14 protein-coding genes are annotated in these 16,482 nt (G+C 53.7%); 4 read left to right on the plus strand and 10 right to left on the minus strand.

Annotated elements, in window-relative coordinates:
* Window positions 1-20: 20 nt before the first annotated feature.
* Window positions 21-959 (minus strand): malate dehydrogenase, encoded by a 939-nt coding sequence (gene mdh, locus SOM82_RS18480; protein ID WP_154126458.1) that lies wholly within the window; start codon window positions 957-959, stop codon window positions 21-23.
* Window positions 960-1,364: 405 nt separating this feature from the next.
* Between mdh and argR the strand changes: the two genes are divergently transcribed.
* The 3 genes from argR (at window position 1,365) to yhcN-B (ending at window position 2,851) form a co-directional block, all read left to right on the plus strand.
* Window positions 1,365-1,835, plus strand: a complete 471-nt coding sequence (gene argR, locus SOM82_RS18485) for a transcriptional regulator ArgR (RefSeq protein WP_100778698.1) — start codon at window positions 1,365-1,367, stop codon at window positions 1,833-1,835.
* A 377-nt stretch (window positions 1,836-2,212) separates the two neighbouring features.
* Window positions 2,213-2,476 carry a peroxide/acid stress response protein YhcN gene (yhcN, locus tag SOM82_RS18490; RefSeq protein ID WP_154126459.1) on the plus strand — a complete coding sequence of 88 codons (264 nt, stop codon included), beginning with the start codon at window positions 2,213-2,215 and terminating at the stop codon, window positions 2,474-2,476.
* Between the two features lie 108 nt (window positions 2,477-2,584).
* Window positions 2,585-2,851 (plus strand): DUF1471 family stress response protein YhcN-B, encoded by a 267-nt coding sequence (gene yhcN-B, locus SOM82_RS18495; protein ID WP_154126460.1) that lies wholly within the window; start codon window positions 2,585-2,587, stop codon window positions 2,849-2,851.
* Window positions 2,852-2,922: 71 nt separating this feature from the next.
* Here the strand turns inward: yhcN-B and SOM82_RS18500 are convergent, their stop codons facing one another.
* The 5 genes from SOM82_RS18500 to aaeX form a co-directional block, all read right to left on the minus strand.
* Entirely contained in the window at window positions 2,923-3,195 is a 273-nt protein-coding gene (locus SOM82_RS18500; protein ID WP_154126461.1) for a barstar family protein, read from the minus strand.
* A gap of 48 nt (window positions 3,196-3,243) precedes the next feature.
* Complete coding sequence (locus SOM82_RS18505; RefSeq protein WP_320460926.1) at window positions 3,244-4,698, minus strand: NAD-dependent succinate-semialdehyde dehydrogenase; 1,455 nt, start codon at window positions 4,696-4,698, stop codon at window positions 3,244-3,246.
* A gap of 86 nt (window positions 4,699-4,784) precedes the next feature.
* On the minus strand, window positions 4,785-6,752 hold the full coding sequence (gene aaeB, locus SOM82_RS18510) for a p-hydroxybenzoic acid efflux pump subunit AaeB (protein WP_320460927.1): 1,968 nt from the start codon (window positions 6,750-6,752) through the stop codon (window positions 4,785-4,787).
* 5 nt (window positions 6,753-6,757) lie between these two features.
* Entirely contained in the window at window positions 6,758-7,690 is a 933-nt protein-coding gene (gene aaeA, locus SOM82_RS18515; RefSeq protein ID WP_320460928.1) for a p-hydroxybenzoic acid efflux pump subunit AaeA, read from the minus strand.
* A gap of 7 nt (window positions 7,691-7,697) precedes the next feature.
* A complete protein-coding gene (gene aaeX, locus SOM82_RS18520; RefSeq protein ID WP_154126465.1) occupies window positions 7,698-7,901 on the minus strand; it encodes a p-hydroxybenzoic acid efflux pump operon protein AaeX in 204 nt (67 codons plus the stop codon).
* Window positions 7,902-8,080: 179 nt separating this feature from the next.
* Here aaeX and aaeR point away from each other — a divergent pair, with 179 nt between their 5' ends.
* Window positions 8,081-9,007 carry an HTH-type transcriptional activator AaeR gene (gene aaeR, locus SOM82_RS18525; RefSeq protein ID WP_154126466.1) on the plus strand — a complete coding sequence of 309 codons (927 nt, stop codon included), beginning with the start codon at window positions 8,081-8,083 and terminating at the stop codon, window positions 9,005-9,007.
* Between the two features lie 37 nt (window positions 9,008-9,044).
* On the opposite strand, the gene tldD is transcribed toward aaeR, so the two are convergent.
* The 4 genes from tldD to SOM82_RS18545 form a co-directional block, all read right to left on the minus strand.
* Complete coding sequence (gene tldD / locus SOM82_RS18530; RefSeq protein WP_154126467.1) at window positions 9,045-10,490, minus strand: metalloprotease TldD; 1,446 nt, start codon at window positions 10,488-10,490, stop codon at window positions 9,045-9,047.
* Window positions 10,491-10,576: 86 nt separating this feature from the next.
* A complete protein-coding gene (yhdP, locus tag SOM82_RS18535; protein WP_320460929.1) occupies window positions 10,577-14,377 on the minus strand; it encodes an AsmA2 domain-containing protein YhdP in 3,801 nt (1,266 codons plus the stop codon).
* Between the two features lie 43 nt (window positions 14,378-14,420).
* Complete coding sequence (rng, locus tag SOM82_RS18540; protein ID WP_154126468.1) at window positions 14,421-15,890, minus strand: ribonuclease G; 1,470 nt, start codon at window positions 15,888-15,890, stop codon at window positions 14,421-14,423.
* Window positions 15,880-16,473 carry a Maf family protein gene (locus tag SOM82_RS18545; RefSeq protein ID WP_320460930.1) on the minus strand — a complete coding sequence of 198 codons (594 nt, stop codon included), beginning with the start codon at window positions 16,471-16,473 and terminating at the stop codon, window positions 15,880-15,882. Before SOM82_RS18545 ends, rng begins: the two co-directional genes overlap by 11 nt.
* Between the last annotated feature and the right edge of the window lie 9 nt (window positions 16,474-16,482).

The following is a 16,482-nucleotide window of genomic DNA, read 5'->3' on the forward strand; positions in this document are numbered from 1 at the left end:
TTTATGCTCTGAATGTTCGCTTACTTGTTAACGAACTCTTCACCCAGAGTGATATCTTTCTTCAGTGTATCCAGCATGCCTTCCATCGCTTGTTGTTCAAACGCGCTCAGCTTGCCAATTGACTGACGTTCTTCAACGCCGTTTTTGCCCAGCAGCAGCGGCTGAGAGAAGAAGCGGGCGTGCTCGCCGTCGCCTTCAACGTAAGCGCATTCCACCACGCCTTTCTCACCTTGCAGCGCGCGTACCAGTGACAGACCAAAACGTGCAGCAGCCTGACCCATAGACAGCGTTGCAGAACCGCCACCCGCCTTCGCTTCCACCACTTCGGTGCCCGCGTTCTGGATACGTTTGGTCAGGTCAGCCACTTCCTGCTCGGAGAAGCTGACGCCCGGGATCTGCGACAGCAGCGGCAGAATGGTCACGCCAGAGTGGCCACCGATAACCGGAACCTCGATATCGGCCGGAGATTTGCCTTTCAGTTCAGCAACAAAAGTGTTGGAACGGATGATGTCCAGCGTGGTCACGCCAAACAGTTTGTTCTTATCGTACACGCCCGCTTTCTTCAGCACTTCTGCAGCGATAGCGACAGTAGTGTTCACCGGGTTAGTGATAATACCGACACAGGCTTTCGGGCAGGTTTCAGCGATCTGCTGCACCAGGTTCTTCACGATACCGGCGTTGACGTTGAACAGATCGGAACGGTCCATACCCGGCTTACGTGCCACACCGGCAGAGATCAGCACAACATCTGCGCCTTCGAGTGCCGGACGGGCGTTTTCGCCAGAGAAACCTTTGATTTTCACGGCTGTCGGGATGTGGCTCAGGTCAACCGCCACACCTGGGGTTACCGGAGCAATATCGTACAGGGAGAGTTCTGAGCCTGAAGGCAGTTGGGTTTTCAGTAGTAGGGCAAGCGCCTGGCCAATACCACCAGCAGCGCCGAGGACTGCAACTTTCATCCTAAACTCCTTATTATGGTTAACTTAAATATCTGTTACTCCGTTGCGGCGACATTAATTCAGCAAGTAAATAATTACAATTTTCGTAGCTAAAGAATTTGAGGTCACGCGCCTTTCAACTTCGCCAGAAAGGTTCCGGCAATTTGCGGCAACGAAGTAGCCAATCAAGACGGTGGTTACAATACACCCTGTCTCGCCACCAAAACAACATCATTTTGATAACATTTAATTTACTTTTAAGGTTATTTGCGCGGCGTGATGTAAGCATGTTTTCTGATAACGAAATTTGATAAAATCACTCCCTTTCATAACATTATTTCAGCCTAACTCACGGCAGATAATTTGCATAAAAATTCATCCACATGCATAATAATGTTGTTTCTATCGTCATATTCCGGGTGACTTATGCGAAGCTCGTCAAAACAAGAAGAATTAGTTAAAGCGTTTAAAGCGCTGCTTAAAGAAGAGAAATTCAGTTCTCAGGGAGAGATTGTTCTGGCCTTACAGGAACAGGGCTTCGAGAATATTAATCAGTCGAAAGTCTCCCGCATGTTAACCAAGTTTGGCGCAGTGCGAACGCGCAACGCCAAAATGGAAATGGTCTACTGCCTGCCAGCAGAGCTGGGCGTCCCCACCACCTCCAGCCCTCTGAAGAATCTGGTGCTGGATATTGACTACAACGATGCCGTTGTGGTGATTCATACCAGTCCGGGTGCAGCGCAGCTGATTGCGCGCCTGCTTGATTCGCTGGGTAAAGCGGAAGGTATTCTCGGCACCATTGCTGGCGACGATACCATCTTTACGACTCCTGCGAATGGCTTCTCCGTGAAAGACCTGTATGAAGCCATTCTGATGCTGTTCGAACAAGAGCTATGATCCGCCTCCCTGTCGCCTGTGGCGGCGGGGAACCTTCTGTATCAGCCTGGTTTAACGCCATAATCTGTTGCCCTTCTCTTTTGCAAATAGTGCTTTTCCCTGCCACTTTCCATTCATCCAGTGAATCACAAATCAACAGATCGCACAAAAAATCAAATTGTCATATCTTAATGATTTTTATAGATAAAAATCACCAGCGCGTCGAAAAAACAACCATATTTATTCGTTTTAGTTATATAAATCATTTTTGTTAATACGTAATAACAGGCGAAACCATTAGCGTGTTATTAATTTTTAGCGTGATTAGTGTATACTTGATTTTGTGATGAGGGTCACGAAACGAAAGACCCCAATAAAATTCGACGAGGTAAAGAATCATGAAAATCAAAACGACTGTAGCCGCGCTGAGCGTACTGTCTGTTCTTTCTTTTGGTGCTTTTGCAGCCGACTCCATTAATGCCGATCAGGCGCAATCCCGTCAGGCAATCGGCACCGTGTCCGTTGGCGCTATCGGTACCACTCCGATGGATATGCATGAAATGCTGAACAAAAAAGCGTCAGAACAGGGTGCATCTTCATACCGCATTATTGAAGCGCGTACCGGTGACCATTGGCACGCAACGGCTGAACTGTACAAATAAGTTTGAGCAACAATAAGTAACGTAATGATCTGATCAACGGCACCAGGCATAAAAAAAGCGGTTTAACCCTTCTCGCCGTTGAGAGAAAACTATTCAGGAGTAATGACTATGAACACTAAATTAATCATCGCCACCCTAGGTCTGGCTTCCGTCCTGTCATTCGGTGCCAGCGCTGCTGTTCAACAGGTTAACGCTGAACAAGCACAAAATCTGCAATCCATGGGAAGCATCTCTGTTTCATCAGTAGGCGGCTCTCCGATGGATGTCCGTCAGGAACTGTCCGCCAAAGCTGAAAAAGCGGGCGCCAGCAGCTATCGAGTCACCGAGCTGAATGAAGGTGACCACTGGCACGCAACGGCTGAACTGTACAAATAAACCCTCGTCGTATCTCATCATACGACTTGCCCCTGACGCTGTTTTGTCAGGGGCTTTTTTATATCCAACAATCAGCGGCGGACGTTAAAACGCAGTTGTCCTTCCAGCTCTTCTTCCGCTTCATCAAACAGCAGAATCAGCGCACCAAAGCGCCGGCGAAGCTTCTCGGGTAAATGGGTAAATTCAATCTCAAGCGGCATCGGTAGCCCTTCGCCCGTCACAACATCCCACAGTGAATCAAGATTGGTTACCTTTTCCCGTTCAAGGCCGAAGGTGCGAGCAAACTCGCGAAAGAAGTCTTCCTGACTGTCGATTTCGTCAAAATCAAAGGTATAGATATTCATTGCCAGCCACCCTGTCCGGACGGGCGGCTAATGCCGCCCTGACGATTATTATAATCCCCCAATATGCAGGGTTTTCACTTCAAGAAACTCTTCCAGCCCGAGAACCGATCCCTCGCGGCCCAGGCCCGACTCTTTCACGCCGCCGAAGGGCCCCAGCTCAGTCGATACCGCACACTCATTAATCCCGATCATGCCGCTCTCAATGGCTTGCGAGACGCGAAAAACGCGGGACAGATTTTGCGTATAGAAATAAGCCGCCAGACCAAACGGGGTATTGTTCGCGCGCTGGATCACCTCCTCTTCCGAGGTAAAGCGGAAGCAGGCGGCAACCGGGCCAAAAGTCTCTTCTTCCGCCAGTTTCATTCCCTCATGGCAATCCCCCAGGACCGTTGGCAGCCAGAAATTTCCGCCGAGCGAATGGGCTTTACCGCCAGCCAGAACCGTCGCGCCTTTGGCAACGGCATCTTCGACATGCTCGCGCACTTTATCTACCGCGGAAGGTTCAATCAGGGGGCCAACCACCACCCCCTCATCGAGGCCATTCCCCACTTTCAGCGCATTAACCGCATCGGCAAGTTGGCTGACAAACGAATCGTAGATGGATTCATGAATATAAAAACGGTTAACGCTGACACAAACCTGTCCTGCGTTACGGAATTTATTGGCGATGGCCCCCTTCACGGCGGCGTCAATATCGGCGTCTTCAAAGACGATATAAGGTGCGTTGCCCCCAAGCTCCATCGAGACTTTCTTCATGGTTTCCGCAGCATTACGCACCAGCGTTTTGCCGACCGCGGTCGAGCCGGTAAACGAAATTTTACGCACGTCATGGCTGGCCATAATCGCATCGCTGATTTCATGCGTGTTCCCGGCTACGGCATTAAGCACACCGTCCGGAACACCGGCTTTTTTCGCCAGCGTCAGCAGCGCAAAGGCGCTCAGCGGGGTGTTGTTTGCGGGTTTAATGACCCCGGTACAGCCTGCGGCCAGCGCCGGACCAAGCTTGCGGGTCAGCATCGCCATCGGGAAATTCCACGGGGTAATGGCGGCCACGACGCCTATCGGTTCACGCGTCGCCAGAATGCGGGAGCCGGGTTTAACCGGCGGAATAATTTCGCCATTGGCACGCTTGGCCTGCTCGGCAAACCACTGAATAAAGCTGGCGGCATATTCGACTTCGCCTTCCGCTTCTTTTAATGGCTTCCCTTGCTCGGTGGTCATCAGTCGTCCGAGCCAGCTTTTATTTTCGATAATCAGCTCATACCAGCGATAGAGGATAGCCGAACGCTCTTTCGCCGTTTTTGCTCGCCATGCAGGAAAGGCTCGGCTCGCAGCCGCAATGGCTTCTTCTGTTTCTTTTTTACCTGCCTTTGCCACTTTGGCGACGATCTCGCCCGTTGCCGGGTTAAGCACATCGAACGTGGTATTCAACGTTTTCCATACGCCGTCTACCAGATATCCGGTCTGAAAAAGCGCATTATCCTGGAGTGCCTGGGTTGTCATGTGTCCTCCTGATCTGGGTTTAAGAGCCTGCCAGATTAAGTATAGCCATAAAAAAACCGACGCTTTTGGCGTCGGTTTCATCCTCATCAGCTGTCGGTCAGCGCATTTTGATAGCGCTGAAGCACATCCGTTAGTCGCCTGACGGGTTCGGTCACCTGCAGAGGAGCTTCCCAGACGCGTAATTTCTCCTGGTAGATATTCAGTTCTTCCAGCAGCTGCGCGAAGTAGCGACGACGTTTGTCATCGCTTGAGGCCGAAATAACATGATCGGCCGTGCGGCGCAGCTGACGGTGGAACGCGGATAAGTCGTCATTGATCGGCACAGGCGCATTACGCAGTCGCTGGTGAGCGATGATCATCGTCAACGCCAGGCGGAACTTAGCCACATCGCCGGGGAATTTGGTTAACAGTAAAAACAGCTGCTGATAAAGCGCAGGCAGATGGTTTTCTTTGCGCCGGGCGGTGTTCGTCGTCATAGCGGACACCGCCGCCGAAACAAACTGATTCAGCAGCACGCGGCCCGTCCGCGCCTGCGAGTTATCCCGAACCAGCAGAATCACCATCATCGCCAGGAAACAGCCTACCAGCTGGCCTAACGCGCTATCGAGGAACTGGTTAAAGTGGAATGTCATCGGGTTGTCCAGCACCAGAATATTAATGGTACTGGCCAGCGCGCCCAACGATCCCAGACGACGCTTCTGCACTTCTATTCCAATGAAGAACGCCAGCACCGCAAGGCTGATACACAACAGCAGCATACTTTGCTGGGTGGACGGGATGACCACCAGGAAATAGAACGCCCCGATGGGCAGTGCGGCAATGGTACCGTATAAGAAGTCAACCGCGACCATCCGCGGGTTGGGCAGGCGCATCGCCAGCGAGGTGACCACCGCAATCATAACCATTGCGCCACTGCCCGATGTCCAGCCCGTCCACAGCCAGAACAACGTGCCGAGCATACAGGCAAGCGTGGTGCGCCAGAAATTCACCATCGCATGGTGGCGCTCAGCGGATTCGGCTTTTACAACGATCTCACTTTGCAGAACGTCTTCTTCAATAGCGCTGATTTTCGTATTGCTGATCACGCCGCGTTTAAGCAGAAGATAGCGCGTCGCGGCCCCCACCCAACTGTAGATCGTCACGGGAGTATCGCGCTCCCCGGTCCAGGACATCACCCGGCGTATCCGCTTCAGCTGTTTATGAACATCCTGAACCGTTTCGACGGGTTCTTCGAACAGCTCGCGGAACGTATCGGTAACCGCTTCCGGACGAGTATTCTGAATGAGGTAGGTTTCACACGCCTGAGTGATCAGCGTTAACGAGACTGTATTGATCGCTTTGAGTCGCCGGTTAGCGCGCGCCCAGCGGGAAGATTCCATGTTGAGGTTGCTACGCATCCCTTCCAGCGCAGTGGTACGACGCACCAAAGCCCCCCACGCATTATCCACCTCTTCGCTGTCGCCGTGCTTAATACAGAGCTGCATGAGCTGATACTGAGCGACAATCAGTGCGTCGAGCTCACGATCCACTTCTTGTTTGATCGAGCGTGGAGAGAAGAGCAGATCGGCGACGATCGCACAAACAATACCGATAACGATCTCACTGCAACGCTCTACCGCGAATTGCGGCGCGAGCAGGGGTTCACTCTGAATCGTAATCACAATAATCAGCGCGGTATAACCGGAAAGTCCCCACGCATAAGAGTTTTCCACCTTAACCAGGGAAGAGGCCCATGTGCAAAAACCGGCCCAAATACAGCACACCATCAGCATCAGAAGCGGCGAGCGGATCATCGTGATAATAATCACCAGCGCCGCTACACAGCCGACAAACGTCCCGACAATACGGAGCATTCCCCGATAGCGGATGGCGCCGGAGTATGGCTCGCCACCGGCGGCAAATGCCGGCCCCGCGGCCACAATTGCCGCCGTCAGTACCGCCCAGCGCGGTGTTTCCAGTTGAAAATGGAAACCGACAAACAGCGCCAGCACAATCGCGCAGGCCAGCTTAACGGCGAAGCGAATGTGCTGGCTGGCAATAGTGAAAATGCCCATCACGATTAACCAAACTCGCGCAGGCGGTGCGCAATTTTACGGAACAGCGAGTCGTTGTTGGCATCTCGGTCTTTTTCACCCGTGATCACCACCGTAGCCGTGGTCCCGGCTGGCCACAGGTTCCCCTGCTCCTCATCCAGATGGATGCGAACCGGTACACGCTGCGCGAGGCGGACCCACTCGAGATTGGAATCAACGGTTGCCATCCCTTTGGCATCGCGGGTGGCGCTGGAGTTAGTCACACCCGCAGCAATGCTGTCCACCGTCCCTTTGAGCACCCGATTACTTCCGAGCGGGGTGATTTCCGCGCGGTATCCGGGGCGAACCCCTTCCAGTTTGGTCTCTTCCATATAGGCAAGAATATAGAACGAATGCTGTTTAATCAGGGCAACCGCGGTCGAGCCACGTGTGATAAATTCCCCGGTATAGACATTCAGGTTGGTGACCCAGCCATCCGAGGGGGCACGGATAACCGTCCGCTCCAGATCCAGTTTCGCCAGATCGCGCGTTGCTTCCGCTTTTGCCAGCTGATGAAGGACGGTTTGCAGCATGTTGTTGGATTGATCAATCTCTTCGCGAGACATCGCCTGAACGCCCAACTGGTTACGACGCCCGGCTTCGCGACGCTTTTCAGTCGCCAGTGCCTGGTAATACGCGACGTCAGCTTCAGACTCTTCTAACGCTTTTTTATAGCGCGGCTGATCGATAGTGAAGAGAACCTGATCTTTTTTCACCAGCTGGTTATCGTGCACATTAACTGCCGTAATAAGCCCTGCGACATCAGGCGCAATGGCGACAACATCGGCGCTGAATCGTGCATCGCGCGTCCACGGTGACTCGGTGTAAAACACCCAGGCACGAAAGATAGCAATAAATGCCAGAATGACCAGCGCCACAGTAATGGCGGTGCGGGAGATATTTCTTGTTAGTGTTTTCACATCTACCTCAGACAAACATGCGCGATATTAACCAGAACAGGCAGCAATACAGCGCGGTATTAAACAACGCAGGGTGCCAGACAAAATCATAGATCCGGGTGGGGACCAGCACCTTACGCACCAGCCAGAAAATCGCCAGTGATAAAATAAGTTCGAAGAAAATCGGTGGGAACGACAGACCGAACACCACGATAACGGGAAACAGACTCATGTTGACCTTGATTAGAGAACGAGCAGGCGACAGAATTTTTAAGCTCACACCATCGCAGGAAGGCAAGAAAAGCCGGGCGGGAATGGCGAAGCTGTTATGTCATGAATAGTATATTAACGTAACTGTTATGCTGTTATCTATCATATGTGATCTAAATCACTTTTAAGCCAGAGTGAACAATGGAACGTTTAAAGCGCATGTCAGTATTTGCCAAAGTTGTCGAATTTGGCTCTTTTACCGCCGCAGCCCGACAGCTTCAGATGAGTGTTTCATCCATCAGTCAGACTGTTTCAAAACTGGAGGATGAGCTTCAGGTGAAGTTGCTAAACCGCAGCACCCGCAGCATTGGGCTGACGGAAGCGGGCAAAATTTATTATCAGGGCTGCCGCCGCATGCTGCACGAAGTCCAGGATGTGCACGAGCAACTTTACGCCTTTAACAACACCCCTATTGGCACGCTGCGCATTGGGTGTTCTTCAACTATGGCACAAAATGTTCTCGCCGGTATGACCGCGGAAATGCTCAAAGAGTATCCCGGTCTAACGGTCAATCTGGTTACCGGCATACCGGCGCCGGACCTCATCGCGGACGGTCTGGATGTGGTGATCCGCGTGGGGGCGCTCCAGGATTCCAGCCTCTTCTCTCGTCGTCTGGGCAGTATGCCCATGGTGGTTTGCGGCTCAAAAAATTATCTGGCGCAGTTTGGCGTTCCGGAAAAGCCCGCGGATTTAAGCAACCACTCCTGGCTGGAATACAGCGTACGTCCCGACAACGAATTTGAGCTGATCGCGCCCGAGGGGCTCTCTACAAAATTACTGCCGCAAGGCCGGTTCGTGACCAACGATCCGATGACGATTTCCCGCTGGCTGGTCGCCGGAGCCGGGATTGCTTACGTTCCGTTGATGTGGGTGATCAATGAGATTAACAGCGGCGAGCTGGAGATCCTTTTCCCCCGCTATCAGTCCGATCCGCGACCGGTGTATGCGCTGTATACCGAAAAAGACAAACTGCCGCTTAAAGTACAGGTCTGTATTAACTATCTGACGGATTATTTTGTCGAGGTTGCGGAGCTGTATCAGGGAATGCGCGGAAGAAGAAAAGAGTAACAAGATGCCCTCGGAAGAGGGCATCAGAAGGGACCAGTCAGGCTGTGCCGCCCACCGTAAGATTATCAACTTTCAGGGTCGGCTGGCCGACACCCACCGGCAGGCTCTGGCCTTCTTTACCGCAGACGCCAACGCCTTTATCCAGTTTCAGATCGTTACCGACCATTGAGATCTGCTGCATGGCTTCAATGCCGGAACCGATCAGCGTAGCCCCTTTCACCGCTTTGGTGACTTTGCCTTTTTCGATCAAATACGCTTCTGACGTCGAGAAGACGAATTTACCGGAGGTAATATCAACCTGACCGCCACCAAAGTTTGGCGCGAAAATACCGTAATCCACGGATTCGATAATCTCTTGCGGAGTCGATTTTCCTGCCAGCATATAGGTGTTGGTCATACGCGGCATCGGCAGATGAGCGTAAGACTCACGACGACCATTACCGGTTGGTGCTACGCCCATCAGACGCGCGTTCAGCTTGTCCTGCATGTAGCCTTTCAGCACGCCGTTTTCGATCAGCACATTATACTGACCCGGCGTCCCTTCATCGTCGATGGCGATTGAACCACGGCGATCGACCATCGTTCCGTCATCCACAACGGTACACAGCTCAGAGGCTACCAACTCCCCCATCTGACCGCTAAACACCGACGTGCCACGACGGTTAAAATCACCTTCCAGACCATGACCCACCGCTTCGTGCAGCAGCACGCCCGGCCAGCCCGCGCCCAGCACAACCGGCAGCGTGCCCGCAGGAGCCGCCACCGCTGAAAGGTTCACCAGCGCCATACGAACGGCTTCTTTCGCCCACGCATCCGCGCGCACTTCGCCATCTTCATCGGCCAGGAACCAGTCATAACCAAAACGACCGCCGCCGCCGCTGGAGCCACGCTCGCGCTTGCCATCATCTTCCACCTGAACGCTGACGGACAGACGGACCAGTGGACGTACATCGGCAGCCAGCGTGCCATCGGTTGCCGCAACCAGAATTAATTCATACACCCCACTCAGGCTGGCTGAAACTTCGTGTACGCGTTTGTCTGCCGCGCGGGCCACTTTGTCCACGCGACGCAGAATATCCAGCTTCTCTTCACGGCTCATACTTTGCAGCGGATCAATGCTGGTATAGAGGGCGGTATGCTGCACTTCACCCAGCGTTTTCACGCGCCCATCACCGTTTTCACGCACGATGGTGCGAGCCGCCTGAGCACTCTGCTCCAGCGCTGCCAGGCTGATTTGATCGGCATAAGCAAAGCCGGTTTTCTCGCCGCTAACGGCGCGTACACCTACGCCCTGGTCAATGTTCCAGGAGCCATCTTTTATGATGCCGTCTTCTAAAACCCAGGATTCGTGATAGCTCGACTGGAAATAGAGATCGCCGTAGTCGAGACGACGTTCGGTCAGTTGACTAAGAATGGAAAACAGGTCCTGATGACTCAGGCCGTTCGCTGCGAGCAAATGTTCACTTACCAGGTTCAGACTCATCGTTTTGCTACTCGTTCGTTGCCGCCATGAGGCGCTATAAAAGATCTCATCAGTTGAGAGTGGGGCAATTAATCCCCGCCGTCAAATCATTGCTGCGCATCTTTGCGCGGCTGACGGAGCACTTCATTAATTTGCGGCTTATCCATCGGGCCGGTAATACGATAACGCAGAATCGAGACTTTGCTCCACAGTGGCCCCAGCACTTTGCTGGCGGCAAACACTGCGGCCCCCACAATTGGGTTGACCACAAACGCGGCAGCCACGCCGACGGTTGCTGAGATTTCGGGTGCCACCACCGCTTCCATATCCAGCTCGCGGCGCACAAGGTTCACGGAGCCTTTCATGGCGATATCGGCCTCAAGGCCATCCACCAGCGTATCGTCTGTATGCAGAACGCCATCTTTGATCCACGCCGTACTGCGAATGGAATCGTAGTAAAACCCTTCGCTAAAGGTATCGCTGAAGTCAAAACGCAATTTACGCAACAGCGCATCGAAGCTGAGCAGGCGTAACAGCTGGCCGGCATGACCGGTACTGACGTCGGCGATCTCCCCCTTGCCAAAGTACGTTTTGAGAATGCCATTAAGCGAAGCTTCATCGGGCTTCCACGGCTCGGCGCGCCAGTGAAGATCGTAATTCACGTCAAACGAAGAGCCACGAAGCGGCGTGCTGATCCCGAAGAAGTTAGCCACGGAATCCAGCTTACCGCCCTTGATGCGCCCTTTCAGCGACGTGCGCTGTTCACCTGCGCGATTCACCCATTCGCCATCGGCGGTGAGACGGCCAAATCCGGTATCAATTAAGCCGCCGGCCAGGCTGAGGGTGTTGCCTTTAATTGTCACATCACCATCAATACGGCCGTATTTCTGTCCCCACAACCAGCATTCCGCGCAGCGCAGCTGCAGATCGGGCCAGCCGCTGAAATCCACTTTAGAGACTTCAGCCAAAGGCGAGACGCTGCTGTTTTGGCCTTTCGCGGGGGTAAATACCGGATTGTAATAAAGATAGCGAATCGCTGCCTGCCACGGTGCGTTATCGCGCATGGTGAGCGTGGCGTTAATCTCGCGACCCTGCGCTTCTACCGTCGAACCATTCAGCGTGGGCTGAGAGACAATGCTGAGGTTGTTCCATTGCTGCCCGCCCAGCGCCAGTGACGGGGTACGCACGGTCACTTTTTGCGGGAACTGCGCGGCCTCATCGACATTTTGCCCAACGCCTTTGTTAAACATTGCCAGCCATTCGGCACCATCCAGCGGAGGGAGATTCAGCTCCACGCCCTGCTGTTCTGGCAGGGGCGGAATGGTACGGCTGTCCGTCGTCCAGATCGCTCTGTCGAGGGTTAATTTACGGTTCAGTAACCAGCGGCTATTGAAATGGTTTTTCCCGCCCGCATTCCCGGTCACTGCGAAGCTGTTAAGATCACCGTCGACGTTAATTTTTACGGGTAACGCCTGACCGGATTTCTTATCCAGCGGCGAAGGTAAGTGACTGCTTACATTTTTCAGGTCGCCTGTGACATCGACCTTGTAACGCGCGCTGCCGCGATATGGCAGGTCTATCGCCACTTTGCCGTCCCAGGCAACTGCCCCATCCAGTGAATCAGCGATCGGTTTTGGCAGCACATCCATTCTGGAAGGCTGCCAGTTTGCGTTCATATTGACGGCGACCTGATAGGCTTTCTCACCCTCGGTAGTACTGAAGTCGACATTAATGGGCTGATTAAACCAGTTCGCTTTCAGCGGTTCGCTTTTCAGATTGCCGTTCACGAAGCTGAACTTACCGCTCAGGTTCTTCAACGTGCTATCGAGTGGCTTGATGTACAGGCTGTTGTTATTCAGCATCACGTCGCCTTCGGCGGTGGTCATTTCACCGTCCAGCGGGATATCAAGATGCAGGCGCGCGTTCACGTCGCCATCAATTTGCAGCTCTTGCAGTGCGGCGGCCAGAGAGTCATCCAGCGGGGTCTCTTCAAAGTACGGCCCCACGGCTTTACCCGGCCCGTTAATGTCCGCGTCGATCAGCAGCTTCTCTTTGGAGTAATCCGGGATCACCGCCCTGAGATTGCTGGCAGTGACGTCGCCCAACGCGACGCTGTCGGATTTCATCCACAGGCCGTCGTTCAGGAAGTTAAGCTCAATATTGAGGTTTTTGAGCGCAGGCCAGTCAGGCTGGAAGGCAAAGGTCGCATTATGCAGCGGGACCAGAACCTGAAACTGACCTTCGTTGTGCTTATAAGGGAAGAGATGGGGATTGCCGCCATACACCAGCGTGGCGTTATCCGCCTGGCCGCCCTGAATCGCGCCACTCAGGTAGTCCACCAGCGCTTTACCCATTAAATTTTCCGGGAAATAGCGCCAGGCCTGTGCGCCATCGTCGGTGCTGATACCGGCCAGAATACCCAGCCAGGGTTCATCACCCTCTGGCTGTAAATAACGAAAATTACCGGTAGCGTGGACGCCTGTCGCTTTGACGTCGATATCGCGCCCGTCAAGCTGAAAACCTTTGGCATTTTTCAGCCAGTTCAGCGTGGCCGTGCCTTTTTCGATCTCCAGCGGAGCGCGAAAAACGGTTTCGTATGGCATTTTGGCGTCGGTCATTTTCGCCGTCAGTCTGCCGTTTTCAACGCTGCCTTCGAGCTTACCGTCAAAATGTTCCGCGCCAGGCAACAGCTTCCATTGCTGCCAGGAGAGCGCTTTCCACGACGCCTGGAAACGCGTTTTTTCCGTCGCCTGTAATGGGATATCGAGGGCCAGCGTGTCGATTTGCCCGCTCGGCTGCGTGGCCTGCCAGACTTCACCCAGGGACGCGGACATTCTGTTGGCGATGGGGCGCAACGCTTCGAGGCTCGCCAGATCGAGATGACTGGCGCGAATGCGCAACTCGTCGCTGCGTTTATTGTTTACGCCACCCACTTCCTGCTCTGGGATCCACGCCATCGTCAACGCCCCGCGCGGCCAGGCTTTGCCGTCCATCGTAATGCGGGTGTCAGGAATAGAGAATTGCCAGTTAGCGCCCTGGCGGGTGACATGGGCAGTGAGGTTATCTACCGACATCTCATGCAATTCGGAATCGCCTTTCCATGTCGCGCCGCCCTGCTTCAACCAGACATCACCGGCGGCAATATCGCCTTCAGTGAGCGTCAGCCAGCCTTCCACGCTAAAACGCGCGGTTTGCAGCGCAACGTTGTCCTGCATCCATTTGCCGAGCCAGGGTTTAACATCCACATCGTCAGCCTGTAGCCAAACTTTGCCGTTGTTAAGCAGCCCTTTGTCATCACGCAGATCCATACGTACCTGCATGATCCCATGCTGACCGTTCAGGCTGGAGAGATTTACCTGTCCTTCTGCGCGATGCCGGTCTTTGCCGTTGAGCCAGGTCAGTTGCGGGATCGCCAGCTCCGCCCGTTGACCGGAGATCGTAATGAAGCTCACCTCGCTATCGCGCAGATCAAAATGATCGAACTGGCGCAGGAAGAGATCGCTGATGCGGTTGGTTTCCATACCTTCGCTGCCTGCGTCATTACGCAGAGGGGTATTGGTTAAATACTGAAGCTGCCAGAAGGTGAGATCGCGGAACTGCCAGCGCATGTGCAGCAAACTTTGCCAGACATCGAGCGCCAGGGTAACGCGTTTGATTTTGAGGTAGCCGCCGTCTTTCAGGGTGGCATTAATATCCCGCGCGTCCAGCGTTGGGCCAAAATTTTGCCAGCTCGCGCTGAGCTGGCTCACGTCGACAGGAACGCCGGTAGCACTTTCGATTTTCGCCAGCACCTGCGGACGCCAGCTATCCAGATGCGGTAAAACGAGGCGTAGCCCGCTCACGAGCAACGCGACGATAACGACAAGCGTTGCCCCCGTAAGCAGTAAAATTCCCGGCAATCGCCTCACGCATCTCTCCTTGTCAGCCGTACTCTTGCAGCGTTGCTGCCTCTTACATCATCACCACGTCAAACTGCTCCTGGTTATAGAGCGGCTCGATTTGAACTTTAACCTGTTTGCCAACAAAGATTTCCACTTCGGCCAGCGCGTGTGACTCTTCACCTTTCAGCGCTTCTGCCACCGCAGGGGAAGCATAGACCAGAAAACGGTCGGAGTCGTAGGCATGGTGGACGCGAACAATTTCACGCATAATTTCGTAACAGACCGTCTCCACGGACTTTACCGTGCCGCGTCCGTGACAGGTCGGGCACTCATTGCACAACACGTGCTCGACGCTTTCGCGCGTCCGCTTACGCGTCATCTCCACCAGCCCCAGCTGCGAGAAACCATTGATGCTGGTTTTAACGCGATCTTTGCTCAACGCCTGTTCGAGCGAATGCAGCACACGGCGGCGGTGATCCTCATTATTCATATCGATAAAGTCGATGATGATAATACCGCCAAGATTGCGCAGACGCAGTTGACGCGCGATGGCCTGGGTCGCTTCAATGTTGGTGTTGAAAATCGTGTCGTCGAGATTGCGATGACCGACAAATGCACCGGTATTGATATCGACGGTGGTCATCGCTTCGGTCTGATCGATAATCAGATAGCCGCCGGATTTCAGCTCAACTTTACGCTCCAGCGCGCGCTGGATTTCGTTCTCGACGTCGAAGAGATCAAAAATCGGCTGGCGGCCAGAATAGTGTTCCAGCAGACCGGGCATCTCCGGGATGTATTCAGCGGTGAATTCCAGTAACGCATCGTAAGTGAGGCGGGAATCCACGCGAATGCGGTCGAGCTGCGCATCAGCAAAATCACGTAACACGCGCTGGGCCAACGCCAGCTCGCCGTACAGTTGATAGCGGGTCTGGTTGCGTTTTTTACGCTCCATCACTTTGGTCCAGACCCGTTTCAGATAGGCCGCATCAGAGGCGAGATCCTCTTCGCTGATGCCTTCTGCCGCGGTGCGAATAATGAATCCGCCCTGCTCATCACAGTAAGCCCCCACGACCTTTTTCAGGCGCTCACGCTCGCTTTCGCTTTCAATACGTTGAGAGACGCCGACGTGCGATGCGCCTGGCATAAAGACCAGATAACGGGAAGGTAATGTGATGTCGGTGGTCAGACGGGCGCCTTTGGTTCCCAGGGGATCTTTCACCACCTGTACCATGAGATCCTGCCCCTGGCGCACCAGTTCAGAGATATCGCGAACGGTAAATTGCTTTTGCTCTTCGCCCGCTACGCATTCGGTATGGGGCATGATGTCAGAGGCATGCAGAAACGCCGCTTTATCAAGGCCAATATCTACAAATGCCGCCTGCATACCCGGTAGTACTCGACTGACACGACCTTTGTAGATATTGCCTACTATTCCGCGTCGCGCTTCGCGCTCAATATGAATTTCCTGAAGAATGCCGCCATCTATATACGCCACACGGGTTTCGGATGGCGTTACGTTAACCAATAATTCAGCCGTCATAATTATCCCTTCCCTCACGCAGTGAGTTAAAATTGCTCAGCAACTCATACGTTTCCACCAGCGGTAAGCCGACTACGGCGTGATAGCTGCCATTAATCTTCCTGACAAAACAGCCACCCAGCCCTTGAATACCGTATGCACCTGCTTTATCCATAGGTTCACCGCTGACAATATAGCCGGCGATCTCCTCGTCGGTAAGCACTCTGAACGTGACATCCGTGACCACCAGACAATCCAGCACCTGCTGGCTATCCGCCAGCGCAACCGCCGTCATCACCTGGTGAGTTTGACCGGATAGCTTGCGCAGCATATGCGCCGCATGTTCATCGTCACGCGGTTTCTCCAGCACTTCACCGTTGAAAATCACGATGGTATCTGCCCCCAGCACCGGCAAATCGCGCGGCGTTTGCGCCACACCCGCCAGGGCTTTTTCCCGCGCGAGACGGCATACATACTGCTGCGCGCTTTCGCCATCGCCGCGGGTTTCTTCAATACCGGTGACGATACGCTCAAAAGAAACGCCCAATTGAGTGAGCAACTCCTGACGACGCGGAGAACCAGAGGCAAGATATAAAGAAGTCATAGAAACCTT

Origin of the sequence: Lelliottia sp. CFBP8978 (assembly GCF_034046055.2) — a bacterium.
Classification (GTDB): Bacteria; Pseudomonadota; Gammaproteobacteria; order Enterobacterales; family Enterobacteriaceae; genus Enterobacter.

Bases quoted from the DNA above. Each gene is read 5' to 3' on its own strand.
- mdh (WP_154126458.1), bottom strand. From the start codon at position 959: ATGAAAGTTGCAGTCCTCGGCGCTGCTGGTGGTATTGGCCAGGCGCTT.
- argR (WP_100778698.1), top strand. From the start codon at position 1,365: ATGCGAAGCTCGTCAAAACAAGAAGAATTAGTTAAAGCGTTTAAAGCG.
- yhcN (WP_154126459.1), top strand. From the start codon at position 2,213: ATGAAAATCAAAACGACTGTAGCCGCGCTGAGCGTACTGTCTGTTCTT.
- yhcN-B (WP_154126460.1), top strand. From the start codon at position 2,585: ATGAACACTAAATTAATCATCGCCACCCTAGGTCTGGCTTCCGTCCTG.
- SOM82_RS18500 (WP_154126461.1), bottom strand. From the start codon at position 3,195: ATGAATATCTATACCTTTGATTTTGACGAAATCGACAGTCAGGAAGAC.
- SOM82_RS18505 (WP_320460926.1), bottom strand. From the start codon at position 4,698: ATGACAACCCAGGCACTCCAGGATAATGCGCTTTTTCAGACCGGATAT.
- aaeB (WP_320460927.1), bottom strand. From the start codon at position 6,752: ATGGGCATTTTCACTATTGCCAGCCAGCACATTCGCTTCGCCGTTAAG.
- aaeX (WP_154126465.1), bottom strand. From the start codon at position 7,901: ATGAGTCTGTTTCCCGTTATCGTGGTGTTCGGTCTGTCGTTCCCACCG.
- aaeR (WP_154126466.1), top strand. From the start codon at position 8,081: ATGGAACGTTTAAAGCGCATGTCAGTATTTGCCAAAGTTGTCGAATTT.
- tldD (WP_154126467.1), bottom strand. From the start codon at position 10,490: ATGAGTCTGAACCTGGTAAGTGAACATTTGCTCGCAGCGAACGGCCTG.
- rng (WP_154126468.1), bottom strand. From the start codon at position 15,890: ATGACGGCTGAATTATTGGTTAACGTAACGCCATCCGAAACCCGTGTG.
- SOM82_RS18545 (WP_320460930.1), bottom strand. From the start codon at position 16,473: ATGACTTCTTTATATCTTGCCTCTGGTTCTCCGCGTCGTCAGGAGTTG.